Consider the following 18,683-nt stretch of genomic DNA (forward strand, 5'->3'; position numbering starts at 1 on the left):
CACGCCGGCTGCGGGTGCGGGGCTGACCAGGTGCTCAGCGCCGACGGACGCCGCACCCAGGCTGCGAGGTGCGCCAGGGCCGATAGACTCTGCGCTTATGAGTGTTGAAGAGGACACGGCCAACCACGGCCGGCTGCTGGCCACGGTGCACGGTCCCCAGGACGTCAAGCGGATGTCAGCCACCGAGCTGGACATCCTCGCCGCCGAGATCCGCGACTTCCTGATCGCCAAGGTGTCGCGTACCGGCGGGCACATCGGGCCCAACCTGGGCGTGGTGGAACTCACCCTGGCCCTGCACCGGGTCTTCGACTCTCCCCGGGACCGGCTGCTCTTCGACACCGGTCACCAGGCGTACGTGCACAAGATCCTTACCGGCCGGCAGGACGGCTTCGACCAGCTGCGCCAGCGTGGCGGGCTCTCCGGCTACCCGAGCCGGGCCGAGAGCGAACACGACATCATCGAGAACTCGCACGCCTCGACCGCCCTGTCGTACGCCGACGGGCTGGCCAAGGCGTACGCGCTGCGCGGCGAGTCGCGCAGCGTGGTCGCGGTGGTGGGCGACGGGGCGCTGACCGGCGGCATGTGCTGGGAGGCGCTGAACAACATCGCCGCCACCGACAACCCGCTGGTCATCGTGGTCAACGACAACGGCCGCTCGTACGCGCCGACGATCGGCGGCCTCGCGCACCACCTCTCCACGCTGCGGCTCAACCCGGGCTACGAGAAGGTCCTGGACGCCGTCAAGGACGCGCTCGGCTCGACCCCGCTGGTCGGCAAGCCGATGTACGAGGTGCTGCACGCGGTCAAGCGGGGCATCAAGGACGCGGTCGCGCCGCAGGCGATGTTTGAGGACCTCGGCATCAAGTACGTCGGCCCGGTCGACGGGCACGACCTCGCGGCCGTCGAGACGGCGCTGCGGGCGGCGAAGAACTTCGGCGGCCCGGTGATCGTGCACGCGGTCACCCGCAAGGGCTACGGCTACCGCCCCGCCGAGGAGGACGAGGCGGACTGCTTCCACGGTCCCGGTGCTTTCGACATCGCCACCGGCAAGGCCACCGCCGCGCCGGCGGTGAAGTGGACCAACGTCTTCGCCGACGAGCTGGTCGCGATCGCCGACGAGCGGCCCGACGTGGTGGGCATCACCGCGGCGATGGCCGAGCCGACCGGCATCGCGAAGCTGGCCCGCAAGTACCCGGAGCGCACCTACGACGTGGGTATCGCCGAGCAGCACGCCGCCACCTCGGCGGCCGGCCTGGCGCTCGGTGGGCTGCACCCGGTGGTGGCGGTCTACGCGACCTTCCTCAACCGGGCCTTCGACCAGGTCCTGCTGGACGTGGCGATGCACAAGCTGCCGGTCACCTTCGTGCTGGACCGCGCCGGCATCACCGGCCCGGACGGGCCGAGCCACTACGGCATCTGGGACATGTCGGTCTTCGGGGTGGTGCCGGGCCTGCGGATCGCGGCGCCCCGGGACGCCGCCACGCTGCGTGAGGAGCTGCGTGAGGCGGTCGCCGTCGACGACGGTCCGACCGTGCTGCGCTACCCGACCGGCGCGGTCGCCGCCGACCTGCCCGCCGTACGCCGGGTCGGCACGGTCGACGTGCTGGCGGAGTCGGCGCGTACCGACGTGCTGCTGGTCGCCGTGGGCGCCTTCGGCCGGCTCGGCACGGAGGTTGCCGCCCGGGTCGCGGAGCAGGGTTACGGGGTGACCGTGGTCGACCCGCGCTGGGTGCGCCCGATCCCACCCGAACTGGTCGAGCTGGCCACCGGGCACCGCTTGGTGGTCACCGTCGAGGACGGCGTCCGGGTCGGCGGCGTCGGTGACGGCCTCGCCCAGGCCATGCGCGATGCCGGTGTCCGGGTGCCGCTGCGGGACCTGGGTGTGCCGGCCGACTGGTATCCGCACGGCTCCCGCAACCAGATCCTGACCGACCTCGGCCTGACCGCCCAGGACGTGGCCCGTGACGTCACCGGCTGGATCTCCCGCCTCGACACCGAGCCGGTCGACCCCGCGACGTCACCGGCCGGATCCCCCGCCTCGACACCGAGCCAGTCAACCCACCCCGCCTAACCCCCCCACCCCCCACCCCCCACCCCCTCACTGCATCGATCATGCAGTGGTGGTCGTCGCTTCGCGAAGAATGCACCTTTTGGAGGGTGCCACAACTGCATGATCGCGGAGGTGAAGGAGGGAGGGGAGGGGGGAGGGTGGGGTGGGGGGGTTAGCGGTGGGGGGAGCCGGCGGTGCGGTAGTGGGTTTTTTCGTCGGCGGCGAGGCTGAAGGTTTCGCGGCGCTCGGGAAGGGGCGCCACCACCAGCCCGGGGCGGTCGACCAGACGGGTCGTGTTCGGCGGCACCGACAGCGTGGTGTCCTTGGTGGCGCGCCAGCTCAGCACGACCAGCGGCTGCTCCGGCACCGAAAGCTCGTAGACCTGCAACGCGTTCGTCCGGTCAGCGGGGGAGAGCACCACCGGTCCATCGTCGGCCGGCCGGTACACCACCGCGCTCATCGAGCCCTCGGCGCTCTCCCAGGTGAGCTGCTCCAACTCGGCAGGCTCGCCGCCGTCGAGCGTGACCTCGCCGAGCGTACGCACGGCGAGTTTCGCCATCGGCCAGGAGGCCGGCACCGACTGCGGTACGTCCCGGTCGCCGACCCGCCGGAAGATGCTGCCGAACGGGCCGTCCTCGCCGGCCAGCAGGCAGGTGTCGAGGCCGGTCAGGGCGCGCCGGCCGGAGCCGCTCTGGTCGCGTACCAGCGGATAGCGGGGTGCGGCGGTGCCGGTGCCGAGATCGAGGAGCCGATCGGAGGCCCGCCCTCGGGGCAGTGACTCGGTGGAGCGCAGGGTGGCGGTGACGGTGACCGCCCGGCACTGGGGCACCCGCACCGGATCGGTCAGGCCGTCGGTGTTGGACAGGGTCCGGCCGTTCGGCCCGGCCAGCCGCCGGACCCGTTCGGAGGTCAGATAACGCCTCCCGTCAGCGGACTGGACCGGCAACACGTCGGAGTAGATCAGGTAGCCGGGATCGGTGTACTCGGTGGCGTGACTGACCGTGTAGCCGTCGCCGTCGCCGGTGAGCTGGAGCAGCCAGGACGCGGCCTCACCGGGCACCGACGCGGCGACCAGGGCCAGCGGCGCGCCGTCCACCTCACCGGAGTAGAGGATCCCGGACGAGGGTACGTGCACCCGGTCGTCCACAGGTGAACGCCAGCGGCGTACCGCCTCGGTGACGGCGGCGGTCGCCGTGCTGTCCTCGGCCAGCGAGCCACGCGGTGGCCACACCGTCAGCGACCCGTCCATGCTGTCGTAGCCGACCCGCAGGTCCCGTGGCTGACGCTCGGCGACCGGCCCGCAGGCGGTGACGGCGATCAGCAGGGTGGACAGGCCGGTGGCGGTCAAGCCGCGCCAACGGGCTGGAACCACCTGTCACGCCCCCGATCGGATCGCGTTGTCGTGTCGGAGGGCAATAGTACGAGATGTCCTGCCGGCGCTTCGGGTCGCCATACGCTGCGTCGCACCGTAACCACAACGGCCACAGGGGACACCGCGTCGAGTTGGGGCATATTCCCTACTCGGGTAGACTCCGCCGACTGTGACGCCTGCTGAGACCCGCGCCGCCGCGCTGCCGAGATCCGCTGACGTCGCTGACTCTCCGTCCGAAGTCGTCACCATGGGTGATGTCGGGCGCGGCGCTGCCGGAACAAAATCCGCGACCGAGGCTGCCCCCGCGACCGAGGCTGCCCCCGCGACCGACGCCCCGGCGCCCGCGACCGAAGGCCCCGTGCCGACAACCGTAGCTGCGACGTCCGCGACCGAGGCCGGGACGACCCGCCAGCTGGCGGAGACCGGACCAGCGGCATCCGACGGTACGCGGGACGCCGACACCGGCGATGCCGGGTCGGCACGCCGACGCCGGTTCCGTTGGACGCCTCGACGTCTCGACCTCGCGATCTTCGGCGGGTTCCTGCTGACCGCGCTCTGGGTGACCAGCCAGATCTGGATGGACCCGGCCGGCCGGGTGGCCTCGCTCTACAGCAGTGACCCGGCCCAGGTGCAGTTCTTCCTCGCTCACTCGGTGCGGGTGGTGCTGCACGGGGAGTTCCCCTTCTTCACCGAGCAGTTCAACTACCCCGACGGGGTCAACCTGATGGCCAACACGGCCATCCTCGCCCTGGGTATTCCGATGGTGCCGGTGACCCTGCTCTTCGGGCCGGCGGTGACCTTCGTGCTGCTGGTGACGCTCGGTCTCGCCGGGACCGCCTCGGCCTGGTACTTCGTCTTGTCCCGGCACGTGGTGAACAACCGGCTCGCCGCCGTGGTGGGTGGCTGGCTCTGTGGGTTCTCACCGGCGATGCTGTCGCACGCGAGTTGGCACCCGAACATCATCAGCCAGTTCCTGCTGCCGTTCATCGTCTGGCGGGTCATGGTGATCACCCGGTCGACCCGGCCGTACCGGGACGGCGCGCTGCTGGCCCTGCTGGTCACCGCCCAGGCGTTCATCAACGAGGAGATCCTGCTCTTCACCGCGATGGGCTGCGGGATCTTCCTGATCGCGGTGCTGGCCCAGCGGCCGGAGCTCTGGTCGGCGGCCTGGCGGCCGCTGGCCAAGGCGCTGGTCACCTGCACGGTGATCGCCGGATCACTGCTGGCGTACCCGCTGTACATCCAGTTCGCCGGCCCGATGGCGTACCACGGGCTCAGCGACGCGGTCCGCGACTACGGCAACGACATCGCCGCGTACTTCGCCCCCGGCTCGCCCACCCTCGGCGGCAACCAGCGGGCGAACGTCAACCTCGCGCCGAACTACTCCGAGGAGAACGCCTTCTTCGGGTGGAGCCTGGCGCTGATCGCGGTCGGGATCGTGCTCTGGCTCCGGCGGGAGGTGCTGGTCCGCGCGCTCGCCGCCACCGCCGCCTTCTACACCATCCTCTCCCTCGGCGAGCGGATCACCTGGTGGGACCGGGAACTGGTCGTCGGCCCGTGGGAGTGGCTGGTACGGCTGCCGCTGCTCGACGCGGTGGTACCGACCCGGTTCGGCATGATCACCACGGTGGTGGTGGCGATCCTGCTGGCGCTGGCCATCGAGCGGACCAGCACGCTGTCCATGGACCGGCGAACCGTGCGTACGCTGACCGTCGCCGGTCTGGTGCTCGCGTTGCTGCCGATCACCCCGATGCCGTTGCCGATGACCTCGCGCCCCCCGGTGCCCGACTTCATCACCTCAGACCGGTGGCGTGCCTACGTCGGGCCGGACCAGACCCTGGTGCCGATCCCGGTACCGAGCATGGGCAACACCCACGGCATGCGCTGGGCGGCCTCCACCAATCTCGACTTCAAGATCCCCGGCGGCTACTTCCTCGCCCCACGCAACGGCAACACCGGTGACCCGGGCCGCTTCGGGGGCCGGCCGAGCGGTATCGGGAAACTGCTGGAGGAGGTCGCCACCACCGGCCGGACGCCGGAACTGGACGACCGCCAGCGGCGCCGCTCCCTGGACGAACTGCGGCACTGGCGGGCGGCGGTCCTGGTGCTGCCGGTCCGGCAGCCGCACTCCGAGCCGCTGCGGCAGACCGTCGAGCAACTGGTCGGCCCGGGCCGGCTCGAACTGGATGTCTGGGTGTGGGACGTACGGTCACTCACCGACCCCCGGGCCTGATGTCGGTCGGCACAATCGAGCGGGACGTCGAGGTCCGCGCCCCTCGCCGTCGGTGGCTGCGCCCGCGTACGCCTGATGTGGCGGTGGTGGCCGGCTACCTGGCGCTGGCCGCGTGGCTGACCAGCGGGCAGTGGGGCCGGCCGGACCGGCTCTACCACCAGGCCGGGGACCAGATCCTCTTCGAATGGATGCTGGCCCGTGCGGCCCGTGCCGTGGTCGCGTTGGAGAATCCGCTGTGGAGTGACGCGTTGAACGCGCCCGGCGGGGTGAACCTGATGGCCAACACCTCGGTGCTCGGCCTGGGCGTCCCGTTGGCCCCGGTCACGTTGCTGTTCGGCTCGCAGGTGGCGTTCGAGGTGGCGGTGGTCGGGTGCCTCGCCGGCACGGCCACCGCCTGGTACGTGCTGCTGCGTCGCCGCCTGGTGGAGTCCCGACTGGCCGCCGCGGTCGGCGGGCTGGTCTGTGGTTTCGCCCCCGGCATGGTCGCCCAGGCCGGTTCGCACCTGCACATGGCCGCCCAGTTCCTGGTGCCGGTGATCCTGGCGCTGGTGTTTGTGCCCGACCCGTCCGGTCCGGCAGCGGGCGCCTGGTCGCGGGTGTGGCGTCCCGGTGTGCTGCTCGGTCTGGTCGTGTCGTACCAGGTCTTCCTCGGCGAGGAGGTGCTGCTCTTCGTGGCGCTCGCCGCCGGGGTCTTCGTCCTCGGGTACGCGTTGGCCGACCGGGCCGCCGCCCGCCGGCTCGCCCCGGTCACGGCCGGCCGGATCGCGGTCGGTGCGGTGGTGGCGATGACCCTGCTGGCCTATCCACTGTGGTTCCAGTTCTTCGGCCCCGGGCACTACCGGGGGATGCCGTTCCACGCGTACGGCTATCAGCTCGACGCCGCCTCGTTCACCGCCACGGCCCGACAGACCCTTTTCGGCGATCCCCGCCTGCCCGCCCTGCTGGCCCCCAACGCGACCGAGGAGAACTCCTTCTTCGGACCGGGTCTGCTCGTGGTGGCCCTGGTCGTGACGGTGTGGCTGTGGCGTCGCCCGCTGGTCCGGGCACTCGCCGCCTGTGGGGTGGTGTTCGCCCTGCTCTCGCTCGGTGCGCGGGTACGCCTCGACGGCACGGTGACGGACCTGCCCGGCCCGTACCGGTTGATCGCCGAGTTGCCCCTGGTCGACCACGTGGTGCCGGCCCGGTTCTCGTTGGTCTGCGTGCCGGTGCTGGGCATCCTGCTCGCGCTCGCGGTGGACCGGGTACGACGGCAGCCGGCCACCGCCGCCGGGCGTCCGGCAGGCGCGGCCGGGCGGTGGCGGCTGCTCTGGGCCGCAGCGGTTGCCGCCGCGCTGCTGCCGATGACCCCGACACCGATCCGCACGGTGCCGGCCTGGCCGGTTCCGGCGTTCGTCGCGGACGGGACCTGGCGGGCGTACGTGCCGGCGGGGCGGACGCTGGTGCCGGTGCCCCCGGTGACCAACGCCGGCCGCAGTCCGGCGATGCTCTGGTCGGCTCGGACCGGGCTGGCCTTCACCGCCCCGGGTGGCTTCTTCATCGGCCCCCGCTCGGCGGACGACCCGGGGGCGCGCTGGGGTGCGCCGGACCGGCCCACGTCGCTGCTGTTGCGCCGGGTGGCCGACACCGGCGAGGTGCCGCCGATCACCGAGGCCGACCGCCGGCAGGCGGTGGCCGACCTGCGGCACTGGCGGGCCGCCGTGGTGGTCCAGGGCGGGCTGCACCATGGTGACCCGGTACGACGCACCGTCGAGGCGCTGCTCGGTCCGGCCCGCGAGGTCGACGGCGCGCTCATCTGGGACGTCCGCCCCCTGGTCAGCTGAGCCCCGGCCGCGGGCATACCGCTCGGCGTCCGCCGTGATGTTAGGAAGGGACCCTTCCTCTACCGGAGGCGTTAATAAGGTGCCCTTCCTTACACCCGGTCGCGTACGTCCCAGAGCCAGACGTCGTCGACGCGTTGCGGGTCGCCCAACAGCGCGGTCAGCAGGTCCCGCAGCACCGCCTCGCGGGGATGCGCGCCGAGCACCACCACCGAGGCCCGCCAGAAGCGCAGGTCCTCCACCGCCTGCCGACGGTTCTCGTCGCTGAGTTCGGGCAGCTCACCCGCGTCCATGGTGCGGTAGATGAGGGTGCTGGTAGGGCGGTTCGGAGCGCCGAACACGCCTTCGCCGTTCTCGTTGGGGCCGATGAAGTAGCCGGCCGGGATCGGGAACTCGTGCCCGGTCAGCGCGCTCCACCGCAGCGTGGGCAGGCCGTGCACGTTGCTGGGGATGGGCACCGGCACCAGCGTGCGGCCGTCCGGCACGTACGGTCGCCAGGCGCCGGAGGTGATGAAGGTCGGCGGTGGGTCGACCGGCTCGGCCGGTAGCGGGCGGGGCAGCAGCGGCAGCACCGCGAGGATGATCGCGGCGTACCCGACAATGTGCTGCCAGCGAGGTCGCCGCCGAACCGGGGTCGCCCCCTCCGGGGCGCGGGGCGCCGGCACCGGCGACCGGTGGCTGCGGGCCACCGCGTCCCAGGCCAACGCCAGCAGTACGCCGAGCGCGGCGGTGGTCACCAGGGTCAGCCGGGTCGGCATCATCATCTCGACCAGCGGCAGATCCTCCGGAATGTACGACCACGGGCCGGCGATGCCGGTCAGCTCGCCGTTGAACCGGATCTCCGGGCCGAGCGCGGCGACCGAGAAGAGCACCACCAGCACGGCCAGGATCCGAGCCACCAGCGAGCGGCGTACCAGCAGGACCAGGGCCACCACCGACAGCAGCACCAGCGGCCAACCGAACCAGGTGTTCTGCTCGGTCATGCCGATGGTCGCCTCCACCGCCTCGTCACCGGCGATGGTGTCCCGGGGGAAGGTGACGAAGGCGACGATGTCCTCGCCCCAACTGTGGAAGACCCCGCCCTGGAGTCCCCGGTAGGACTGCGGGCCGTTGAACTGGAACCAGATCGGGTACGCGGTCAGCAGCAGCGCCACCCCACCGCCGAGGCCCAGCCCGGCCGCGAAGGTGCCAGCCCGCGCCCGCGCGAGGCGGGGACGCATCGCCGCGTACGCGATCACGACGACCAGGCAGGCCATCGCCGTGAGCAGCAGCATCTCCTCGTTGATGAAGATCTGGTACGCCACCAGCAGCCCCAGCACCAGCCCGTTGCGCCGCCACCGGCCCGGCTCGACCAGCCGGAAAACCCGCACCACGATCAGTGGCAGCAGGAAGTTGGAGACGAAGTTGGGCTGGCCGTTGGCGTGGTGCACGATGCCGGGGGCGAAACCGAGGAACGCGCCGCCGACGAAGGCCGCCGCCCGGGAACGCACCAGGTGCCGCGACAGCATCCAGTAGGAGGTGCCGGCGGTGGCCGCCAACGCACCGCCCAGATAGAGGGCGTAGACCACCTGGGGGCCGAGCAGCAGGGTGAGCGGCGCCAGCGGCAGGGTCACCCCGAGCAGCGACGTGTTGGCCATCATGTTCACCCCGTCCGGGGCGTTCTGCCGGGCGGTGAAGAGCGGATTCTCCAGGTGCTGCACCGAGTACGCGCCGTGCGCGAAAAGCCACTCGAACCAGCTGTGGTCGGTGGGCAGGTGCGACGAGACCCGGTTGTTCACGTCCGCCCAGTAGTTCAGGCAGACGATGACGCCGAGCAGCACGTAGGCTCCGATGGCCAGCGCGTCGGCGCGCGTCGGCCGCCGCCGGGGACGTGTCGTCGTTGATCGCGTCTCGACGGTCTCGGAGACGGAGTTCAGCGAGGGATTCACCACCGGCGCAGCCACGACGGGCCATCGTACAGGCGGAACCTCGCCCGCCCGCCGCGCGTCTGGTGTGTGTCAGGGAGGACCAGCGTGACGTTGATCGACCTCGGTGAGCTGACCGAGCAGACCGATCCGCCACCTTCGCAGCGACGCCCCCGGCCGGGTAACCGTTGGCTGGCGGTCGTGGTGGTGGCGCTGCTCGTGCTGCTCGCGTCGGGGGGTGCCACACCGCCGGCCAGGCGGATCCACGCGATCGTCCCCGCCGCCCTGGGCAGCGACCTGTTCCTGGCCGGGGATCAGATCCTCACCGTCACGCCGCGTCCCGGGGTCACCGACGGCAGCCAGGAACTGCTCGCCTACCCGCGCCCCGATCGGGTTACCGCCGCGCCGCAGCGGCCGGTGCCGCTGTGGCGGAGACCCGTGCCGTCACAGAACCGGGTCTACCGGGTGCAGTCCGTCGCCGACGGCGGGATCCTGGTCGCCACCGCAAATTGGGAGACCGGCACCACCGAGACCGTGCGACTCGACGCGCGTACCGGCCAGGAGAGTTGGCGGGTGCCGGGTATCACGATCATGGAGATGCCCGACCGGGCGCTGCTGCGTACCTTCAGCGACCGCGAGCCGAACGTCCTTCGGATGATCGAGTTGGCGACCGCCCGCGAGCTGTGGTCCATGCCGTTGTCGGCGGCCAGTGTCGACTACCGGCAGCGGGACGGGATGCTCGACTCCATCGTGGTGGCCACGGTCGACGGCGAGGTCCAGGTGATCGACTCGATGACCGGGACGGTACGGCACCGACTTCCCGCTCCGGACGACCATGCCAGCGGCTACCAGCAGGCGTGGGTGGCCGGCGATCTGGTGGCCGTGGTGCGCAACTCCAACACCGTCGTCGCGCTCACCATCGACGGTCTGGTCGAGCGCTGGCAGGTGACCGTGCCGACGGCGACCTACGTCACCGCCTGTGGGCCGCTGCTCTGCGCGGGACTGGCCAGCGGCGGGTTGCAGATCCTCGATCCCGCCACCGGCGCGGTGCGGTGGGGCAGCGAGGAGATTCTCGACATCGTGCTGGTCGACGACCGCAACGCCCTCGCGGTGGCCAGGAACACCAACGAGATGGTCACGATCAGGCTGTCCTCCGGTGCGTTGCTGGCCGAGCACGGATCGTGGAACATGGTCGTCCGCTACGAGTACGAGCCGCAGATGCTCGCCGTGCGTACGGTGCCGGAGGTGGGGCTGGTCCTGGCTCGACTCGACCCGAGCGGCGCACCGGCACGCCGGATCGATGTGCTGTCGGACGCCGGTGGTGACTGCCAGGGCCGGTCCGACCTCATCGCCTGCCGCCTGCTCGACGGCAACTACGGCGTCTGGCAACTGCCCCACTGACCCGTCCCGCCACGGGCCGCTTGGTCGGCGACGTTACGTTGTCGGGGTCGGTGTGCGGAAAAGGGGCGAGCATGCGGGTACTGGTGGTCGAGGACGAGCGCAATCTCGCCGACGCGATAGCGCGGGGCCTACGCAAACGCGGTATGGCGGTGGACGTCGCGTACGACGGCGACAGCGGTCACGAGATGGCCTTCGTGACCCGGTACGACGTGGTGGTGCTCGACCGTGACCTGCCCGGCATGCACGGTGACCAGATCTGCGCGGAACTGGCCACGTCCGGCACGCTGACCCGGGTGCTGATGCTGACCGCCAGCGGCACGGTCGCCGACCGGGTCGAGGGTTTGCAGCTCGGTGCCGACGACTACCTGCCCAAACCGTTCGCCTTCGACGAACTGGTCGCCCGGGTGCAGGCGTTGGGCCGACGGGCCACCCCGGCGGCACCGCCGGTGCTGGAACTCGCTGACCTGGTGGTCGACCCGGCACGCCGCACGGCCACCCGGGGCGGGGCGGCGGTGGAGCTGACCAACAAGGAGTTCGGTGTGCTCTGCGAGCTGCTCAAGGCCCGGGGTGCGGTGGTCTCCAGCGAGGAACTCCTGGAACGCGTCTGGGACGCCAACACCGACCCGTTCACCACCATCGTCCGGGTCACCGTGATGACGCTGCGCCGCAAGCTCGGTGACCCTCCCTTGATCGAGACCGTGGTCGGCGCCGGCTACCGGACGGCCGAGGTGGTGGCGTGAGCCGTCCGTCAAACCGGCGGCTGCCCGCGCTACGGCGGCCCTCCCTGCGGTTGCGTCCCACGCTGCGGCTGCGACTGACCCTGCTCAACGGCGTGCTGCTGGTCGGTGCCGGTGCGATCCTGGTCCTGCTGGCCTGGCTGCTGGTGCGCGACGCGCTGCGCCCCACCGACGAGTTGCTGCCCGGCACCACTGTGGTGCTCGCCGACGGGAGCACCCTGGAGGCCGCCGCGTGGCAGCAGCGGCTCGTCGACTCGGCCTCCGGGGAACTGCTGGCCAAGGGGTTGGCCGCGCTGCTGGCGATCGGCATGGTCGGCGTGGTCGGGGCGTACGCCGTCGCCGGGCGAGCGCTGCGCCCGCTGCACCAGGTCACCGCCACTGCGCGCCGGCTCGGCGAGACCACGCTGGACCAGCGGATCGGCTACTCCGGCGCCGACGACGAGGTGGCCGAGCTGGCCGACACGTTCGACGCCATGCTGGACCGGATCGCCGCCGCGTTCGAGGCACAGAAGCGGTTCGTGGCCAACGCCTCGCACGAGCTGCGTACGCCGCTGGCGGTGATGCGTACCGAGATCGACGTGACGCTCAGCGACGACGAGGCGGACACGGCGGAGTACCGTCGGATGGCGACAGTGGTACGCGACGCCTCCGAGCGGGCCAACGGGCTTGTCGACGCGTTGCTGGTGCTGGCGCGCAGCGAGGCGCAGACCGGCCAACGGCTCGGCCGGCGCAGCGAGTGCGACCTGGCCACCGGCACCGTCAACGCCCTCTCCGCCGTACGCCGGGAGGTGGAGCGGATCAAGCTGGCGGTCCGTACGTCGCTGGAACCGGCACCGGTGGTGGGCGATCCCGGGCTGCTGGACCGGCTGGCCGGCAACCTGATCGAGAACGCGGTCCGCTACAACCACCTGCACGGCCGGCTCTGGGTGCGGACCGGCTCCGACGGGCAGCGATCCTGGTTGGTGGTCGGCAACACCGGCTTCGAGGTGGATCAGGCCGACGTGCCGGGGCTCTTCGAGCCCTTCCGGCGGGGTGGCCGGGAGCGTACCGGTGCGCGGGGCTCGGGTCTCGGCCTCTCCATCGTGCGTGCGGTCTGCGACGCGCACGGCGGCACGGTGACCGCTGTCGCGCAGCCCGGTGGCGGCCTGGAGGTGACCGTCACCCTGCCGGCGGCCGAGGTCGCCCGATGAGGCGTCGCCGTCAGCCGTCGAGCCTTATGCCACCGCCCGTGGCGGTGGTCGTCATCTCCTCGGTGGCTAACTCTCCGTGCTTCTTACGCTGTGTCACTATCTCGCCAGGACCCGCATTACCACCCCGCACACTTTGCTCTGCTTCAATCCACGCACTGGTGCGTGAGCAGCGGGGATGCGGGAGCGAGAATCAGCCATCGGCAAGCCTCGGACACTGAGCGTGATCGTTGCGTCGGTTGAAGCAGAGCAAAGGATGGGAGTACCACATCATGGGGCTGGCCTGGGACCACGGAATGTGATGGCCGGGCTCGCGGCATCCACACAGGGGTGGGTCTGTTGCCGGCGTGGGTTGCTCCGTGAGGCGGGGCGGTGCGAGGATCTTCGGGTCAGCCCGAACGAGGAGGGGGTGCGTCGATGTTCACCATGATGCTGTCCGCGCCCCGCCTTGCCGGCTGACCGCTCATCCTCGCGGGGCACCTGTAGCGGGATCGCTGTCCCGTAACGCAGCAGCGGAGCAGACACGCCAGTTCTGACTGCCCCGACGTCCGTGCCCGCAGGGCCGCCTTCGATCCGCCATGCCGTCTCGCCTCTCGCAGGCTCGCCGGTCCCGGCGGTTCGTCGGCCGGCAGCCGACCGGGCGGCGGAGTCGGTGGCGAACACCACGAGGGACGAGACATGAGCGCACGGATCCACAACATCGGAATCGACTGTCACGACACGTACGCCCTGGCCGGTTTCTGGGCCCAGGTCTTCGAGTGCCCCCGCCAGCCCGACGACTTCCCCGGCGACCCGGAGGCCATGCTGCTGCCGCCGGGTGGTCCGGAGGTGCTCTTCCTGGCGGTGCCGGAGGGCAAGACGGTGAAGAACCGGCTGCACCTCGACCTGGAACCCACCGACCGGACCCGGGACGAGGAGGTCGAGCGGCTGCTCGGCATCGGCGCCCGGCACGTCGCCGACCACATCGGGCCGACAGGCGCGGGTTGGGTGGTGCTCGCCGACCCGGAGGGCAACGAGTTCTGCGTGCTGCGCAGCGCCGCCGAGAAGGCGGCGGCGCGGGCGGCGGAGACGCAGGGACAGCCCGGCTCCTCCCCAGCCGAGTCGGTCGGGGAGGACCAGAAGTAGGCGTCCTCGTCGGCCTTTCCCCCGCACGACGATGGCGGTGGTCACCCTCGTCGGGTGGCCACCGCCATCGGTGTCGCTCGTCGTTGCTCAGCCGGCCAGGCTGGCTGCGCCGCGCGGCAGGAACCGCTGACCGGTGACCCGCTCGCTGGTGCCGGTCCGGTCCAGGTACGGCGTGACGCCGCCCAGGTGGAACGGCCAACCGGCACCGAGGATCATGCACAGGTCGATGTCCTGCGCCTCGGCGACGACGCCCTCGTCCAGCATCAACCGGATCTCCTGCGCCAGCGCATCCAGCGCGTTCTGCCGTACCTGCTCCTCGGTGAGCGGCTGGTCGCCGACCACCAGCAGCTTCGCCACCTCGGCGTTGATCTCGTCATCGACGACGATCGGCTGGCCGGAGTCGGCGATCCGCTTGAGGTTCTCACTGACGCCGAACCGGTCCGGGAACGCGGCGTGCAGGGTCCCGCCCACGTGGTACGCCACGGCCGGCCCGACCAACTGGAGCAGGGCGAGGGGACGCATCGGCAGACCCAACGGATCCAGTGCCCGGTTCGCCACCTCCAGCGGGGTACCGGCGTCGACGGCGGCAAAGACCGCGCCCAGGAAGCGGGTGAGCAGCCGGTTCACCACGAACGCCGGGGCGTCCTTCACCAGCACGCTCGACTTCTTGAGCTGCTTGCCGACTGCGAAGGCGGTGGCCAGGGTGGCGTCGTCGGTCCGCTCGCCCCGGACGATCTCCAGCAGCGGCAGCACCGCGACCGGGTTGAAGAAGTGGAAGCCGACCACCCGCTCCGGGTGCTCCAGCTCCGCCGCCATCGCGGTGATCGACAGCGAGGAGGTGTTCGTGGCGAGCACCGCCTCCGGCTTGACGATCTTCTCCAGTTCGGCCCAGACCTGCTTCTTGACGTTCAGGTCCTCGAAGACGGCCTCGATGACGAAGTCGGCGTCGGCGAAGACGGACTTGTCGACCGAGCCGGACACCAGGCCGTACAGCTTCGCGGCCGTGCCCTTGTCCATCCGGCCCTTGCTGACCGACTTCTCGATCTGGGTGTGCACGTAACCCACGCCCTTGTCGACCCGCGCCTGGTCCAGGTCGGTCAGGACGACCGGCACCTGAAGACGGCGGGCGAACAGCAGCGCCAACTGGCTGGCCATCAGACCGGCACCGACGATGCCGACCTTGGTCACCGGCCGGGCCAGGCCCTTGTCGGGCGCGCCGGCCGGCCGCTTGGCCCGCCGCTGCACCAGGTCGAAGGCGTACAGGCCGCTGCGCAGTTCCTCGGAGAAGACCAGGTCGGCCAGGGCCTCGTCCTCCGCGGCGGTGCCGGTGGCGAAGTCGGCGTCCTTCGCCGTCTCCAGCAGATCCAGCGCCTTGTACGCGGCCGGAACCGCACCGTGCAGCCGCTGGTCCAGCGTCTGCCGGGCGAAGTAGAGCACGCCCGCCCACATGTCCTTGTCGACCTCGGGCCGGGTCACGGTGACCTCGCCCCGGACGACTCCGGCGGCCCACTCCAGGGACCGCTCCAGGAAGTCGGCCGGTTCCAGCAGCACATCCGCGATGCCCAGCTCGGCCGCCTGCTTCGGCTTGAGCATCTTGTTCTGCATCAGCGGGTTCTGGATGATCACCTGGGTGGCCGCCGGGATGCCGATCAGGTTCGGCAGCAACTGGGTGCCGCCCCAGCCCGGGATCAGACCGAGGGAGACCTCCGGCAGTGCCAGGGCCGTCGCGCCGCCGGACAGCGTCCGGTAGTGGCAGTGCAGGGCCAGCTCCAGGCCGCCGCCCATCGCCGCGCCGTTGACGAAGGCGAAGGTCGGGATCTCGCTGTCCTTGAGCCGGGCGAAGACCCGGTGGCCCAACCGGCCGATCTCCAGCGCCTGCTCCCGGTCAGCCAGCATCGGCAGGCCGGTGATGTCCGCGCCGACGCAGAAGATGTACGGCTTTCCGGTGACCGCGATGAACGCCGGCTCGGCCGCGAGCGCCGCGCTGATCGCCTGGTCCAGACTGGTCAGGCCAGCCGGGCCGAAGGTGTTCGGCTTCGTGTGGTCGAAGCCGTTGTCCAGGGTGATCAGGGCGGCGGGGCGGTCCAGCCCCGGCACGTTCACCTGGCGCAGCAGGGCCTTCGTGACCACCTCGTTCGGTGCGGCGAGCGCGCTCACTTGTCTCCCTCCCAGTTCGGGTTCTCCCAGATGACCGTGCCGCCCATGCCGATGCCGATGCACATGGCGGTGATGCCGTAGCGGACCTCCGGGTGCTCGGCGAACTGCCGGGCGAGCTGGGTCATCAGCCGTACGCCGGAGGAGGCGAGCGGGTGACCGATGGCGATCGCGCCGCCCCACGGATTGACCCGCGGGTCGTCGTCGGCGATGCCGAAGTGGTCGAGGAAGGCCAGCACCTGCACGGCGAACGCCTCGTTCAGCTCGAACAGGCCGATGTCGTCGATGGTCAGGCCGGCGATGCGCAGCGCCTTCTCGGTCGACGGGATCGGGCCGATGCCCATCACCTCGGGCTCGACGCCGACGAAGCCGTACGACACCAGCCGCATCGCCACCGGCAGGCCCAGCTCGCGGGCGGTGGCCTCGTCGGCGAGCAGGCTGGCGGTGGCGCCGTCGTTGAGGCCGGCCGCGTTGCCCGCGGTGACCTTGCCGTGCGGGCGGAACGGGGTCTTCAGCGTGGCGAGCTTCTCCATCGAGGTGTCCCGGGGAGCTTCGTCCACCGTGGCCAGGCCCCAGCCGGTCTCCTCGTCGCGGATCGCGACCGGGACCAGATCGTCCTGGAGCTTGCCGTTGGCGTACGCCTTTGCGGTCTTCTGCTGGGAGGCGAGGGCGAACGCGTCGGTGCGCTGCTTGGTGATGTGCGGGACCCGGTCGTGCAGGTTCTCCGCGGTGGCGCCCATCACCAGTGCGGACGGGTCGACCAGTTTCTCGGCGATGATGCGCGGGTTCGGGTCGACGCCCTCGCCCATCGGGTGGCGGCCCATGTGCTCGACGCCACCGGCGATCGCGATGTCGTAGGCACCCATGGCGATGCCGCCGGCCACGGTGGTCACGGCGGTCATGGCCCCGGCGCACATCCGGTCGATGGCGAAACCGGGAACCGTCTTGGGCAGCCCGGCCAGCAGCGCGGCGGTGCGACCGATCGTCAGACCCTGGTCACCGATCTGGGTGGTGGCGGCGATCGCGACCTCCTCGACCCGCTCCGGTGGCAGTTGAGGGTTACGGCGCAGCAGTTCGCGGATGCAGCGGATCACCAGGTCGTCGGCGCGGGTGTTGGCGTACATGCCACCCGCCTTGCCGAAGGGGGTGCGGACGCCGTCGACGAAGACGACATCCCGGACTTCACGGGGCACGATGAGCCTCCTATTCGACCACGATCCGGTCATCGCGCCGCCCGGCGGCACGCGGGACCGGACGAAGGTCGCCAGCACTGGCGTTTACCCGATGCTACTCGCCAGTAATAACCCCCGCCGCACCTCCCCCTGTAACCCATCCCACACCGGGGGGTGTCAGGGGGCGGGTGGGGCCAGGGCGGTGGGTAGGTGGGGGAGGAGGAGGGCGATCTGCCACTCGCGGGCGTGGTGGTCGCGCAGGGCGTCGGCGACGGTGGCTTCGGAGATCTCCTCGGGAGGCTGCCAGGCGATCCGGCGGATGGTGTCGGGGGAGATCAGATTCTCCGCGGGCAGGTTGTGTTCGCCGGCCACCCGCAGCACCACCTCCCGGCAGCGGGCCAGGCGCGCGGCGGCGGCCGGATCGCGCTCCGCCCACCGGTGTGGTGGGGGCGGACCCTCCACCGTCGGTGCCGCCGGCAGGGCCTCGTCGGGCAACTGCCGGGCGTCGTCGAGCGCCGCCAGCCAGGTACGGGCCAACCGTCGCACCGACCGGCCGCCAAAGCCGGGCAGCGTGAGCAGCGCCTTCTCGTCCTTCGGATCCAGTTCGGCCGCGGCGACGATGGCCGAGTCGGGCAGCACCCGCCCCGGTGCGGTGTCCCGTCGGGCGGCGATCTGGTCCCGGGCGTACCACAGGGAACGGACCCGGGCCTGCGCCCGCGCGCCTCGGACCCGGTGGATTCCGGAGGTGCGTCGCCACGGTTCGGCGCGTACCCGGGGCGGTCGGGCCCCGTTCAGCACGAGCGCGGCGAACTCCTGCGCCGCCCACTCGGACTTGCCCTGTCGGGCCAGCTCAGCGTCGAGCGCGTCGCGCAGGTCCGTCAGCAACTCGACGTCCAGGGCGGCGTAGGTCAGCCAGGACTCGGGCAACGGCCGGCTCGACCAGTCCGCCGCGGAGTGGTGCTTCTCCAGGCTGAACCCGAGCAACTGCTCGGTGAGCGCGGCGAGCCCCACCCGCTCGAAACCGGCCAGCCGCGCCGCCAGCTCGGTGTCGAACAACCGGCGCGGACGCAGCCCCAACTCCGCGAGGCAGGGCAGATCCTGGTTCGCCGCGTGCAGCACCCACTCCGCGTCGGCGATCACGGTGTCCAGGGCTGTCAGGTCGGGCAGCGGCAGGGGATCGATCAGCACGGTGCCGGCACCGGCGCGACGCAACTGTACGAGGTAGGCACGCTGGCTGTACCGGTAGCCGGAGGCACGTTCGGCGTCCAGGGCCACCGGTCCGGTCCCGCCGGCGAACCGCGCCACGACCTCGGCGAACTGCTCCGGGGCGGCGACTGGTTCAGGGGTGCCCTCGCGGGGTGCGGTCAGCGGCACGGACTGGCCGTCGGTGGGCTCGGTCCCCGCGTCCGAGGGCTCCGACCGCGCCGATGGCGGGTGCTGCGTGTCGTTTCCCGTACGGCTTGCGGCGGCCCGACGGCGCAGGGGTGGTTCGTCGGTCACCTGACAACCCTAGTGCGCGAGTGGATCGAGT

Annotated in this window: 12 protein-coding genes; 7 read left to right on the top strand and 5 right to left on the bottom strand. The window is 71.3% G+C overall.

The features are described 5' to 3' along the window. Positions 1 to 97: 97 nt before the first annotated feature. Positions 98 to 2,071, top strand: coding sequence for a 1-deoxy-D-xylulose-5-phosphate synthase (dxs, locus tag Vlu01_RS04695; RefSeq protein WP_203994342.1), 1,974 nt, complete (start codon positions 98 to 100; stop codon positions 2,069 to 2,071). A 151-nt stretch (positions 2,072 to 2,222) separates the two neighbouring features. Here the strand turns inward: dxs and Vlu01_RS04700 are convergent, their stop codons facing one another. Next, the gene (locus tag Vlu01_RS04700) at positions 2,223 to 3,422 is read right to left on the bottom strand and encodes a hypothetical protein (RefSeq protein ID WP_203994345.1); all 1,200 of its coding nucleotides are present in this window, start codon (positions 3,420 to 3,422) and stop codon (positions 2,223 to 2,225) included. Between the two features lie 247 nt (positions 3,423 to 3,669). Here Vlu01_RS04700 and Vlu01_RS04705 point away from each other — a divergent pair, with 247 nt between their 5' ends. Beyond that, on the top strand, positions 3,670 to 5,655 hold the full coding sequence (locus Vlu01_RS04705; RefSeq protein WP_203994527.1) for a DUF6311 domain-containing protein: 1,986 nt from the start codon (positions 3,670 to 3,672) through the stop codon (positions 5,653 to 5,655). Next, positions 5,655 to 7,475: a hypothetical protein gene (locus Vlu01_RS04710; protein ID WP_203994348.1), complete on the top strand. Its 1,821-nt coding sequence runs from the start codon at positions 5,655 to 5,657 to the stop codon at positions 7,473 to 7,475. Before Vlu01_RS04705 ends, Vlu01_RS04710 begins: the two co-directional genes overlap by 1 nt. Positions 7,476 to 7,564: 89 nt before the next feature. Here Vlu01_RS04710 and Vlu01_RS04715 read toward each other — a convergent pair whose 3' ends face one another. Further along, on the bottom strand, positions 7,565 to 9,415 hold the full coding sequence (locus Vlu01_RS04715; protein WP_373307273.1) for a DUF6311 domain-containing protein: 1,851 nt from the start codon (positions 9,413 to 9,415) through the stop codon (positions 7,565 to 7,567). Between the two features lie 69 nt (positions 9,416 to 9,484). Here Vlu01_RS04715 and Vlu01_RS04720 point away from each other — a divergent pair, with 69 nt between their 5' ends. The 4 genes from Vlu01_RS04720 to Vlu01_RS04735 all read left to right on the top strand — a co-directional run bounded on the left by Vlu01_RS04720 (position 9,485) and on the right by Vlu01_RS04735 (position 13,826). Then, positions 9,485 to 10,777, top strand: coding sequence for an outer membrane protein assembly factor BamB family protein (locus Vlu01_RS04720; protein ID WP_203994351.1), 1,293 nt, complete (start codon positions 9,485 to 9,487; stop codon positions 10,775 to 10,777). Positions 10,778 to 10,848: 71 nt separating this feature from the next. Then, the gene (locus Vlu01_RS04725) at positions 10,849 to 11,517 is read left to right on the top strand and encodes a response regulator transcription factor (RefSeq protein ID WP_203994354.1); all 669 of its coding nucleotides are present in this window, start codon (positions 10,849 to 10,851) and stop codon (positions 11,515 to 11,517) included. Continuing rightward, positions 11,514 to 12,704 (top strand): sensor histidine kinase, encoded by a 1,191-nt coding sequence (locus tag Vlu01_RS04730; protein WP_373307275.1) that lies wholly within the window; start codon positions 11,514 to 11,516, stop codon positions 12,702 to 12,704. The genes Vlu01_RS04725 and Vlu01_RS04730 overlap by 4 nt, the downstream gene beginning before the upstream one ends. Before the next feature lie 675 nt (positions 12,705 to 13,379). Then, positions 13,380 to 13,826 carry a VOC family protein gene (locus Vlu01_RS04735; RefSeq protein ID WP_203994356.1) on the top strand — a complete coding sequence of 149 codons (447 nt, stop codon included), beginning with the start codon at positions 13,380 to 13,382 and terminating at the stop codon, positions 13,824 to 13,826. Between the two features lie 87 nt (positions 13,827 to 13,913). Here Vlu01_RS04735 and Vlu01_RS04740 read toward each other — a convergent pair whose 3' ends face one another. The 3 genes from Vlu01_RS04740 to Vlu01_RS04750 form a co-directional block, all read right to left on the bottom strand. After that, positions 13,914 to 15,983, bottom strand: a complete 2,070-nt coding sequence (locus Vlu01_RS04740; protein WP_203994365.1) for a 3-hydroxyacyl-CoA dehydrogenase NAD-binding domain-containing protein — start codon at positions 15,981 to 15,983, stop codon at positions 13,914 to 13,916. Then, positions 15,980 to 17,173: a thiolase family protein gene (locus tag Vlu01_RS04745; RefSeq protein ID WP_203994368.1), complete on the bottom strand. Its 1,194-nt coding sequence runs from the start codon at positions 17,171 to 17,173 to the stop codon at positions 15,980 to 15,982. The genes Vlu01_RS04740 and Vlu01_RS04745 overlap by 4 nt, the downstream gene beginning before the upstream one ends. 156 nt (positions 17,174 to 17,329) lie before the next feature. Next, positions 17,330 to 18,652: a ribonuclease D gene (locus tag Vlu01_RS04750; RefSeq protein WP_203994378.1), complete on the bottom strand. Its 1,323-nt coding sequence runs from the start codon at positions 18,650 to 18,652 to the stop codon at positions 17,330 to 17,332. Positions 18,653 to 18,683: the final 31 nt, after the last annotated feature.

It is taken from the genome of Micromonospora lutea, from assembly GCF_016863535.1.
In the GTDB taxonomy this organism is placed as follows: domain Bacteria; phylum Actinomycetota; class Actinomycetes; order Mycobacteriales; family Micromonosporaceae; genus Micromonospora; species Micromonospora lutea.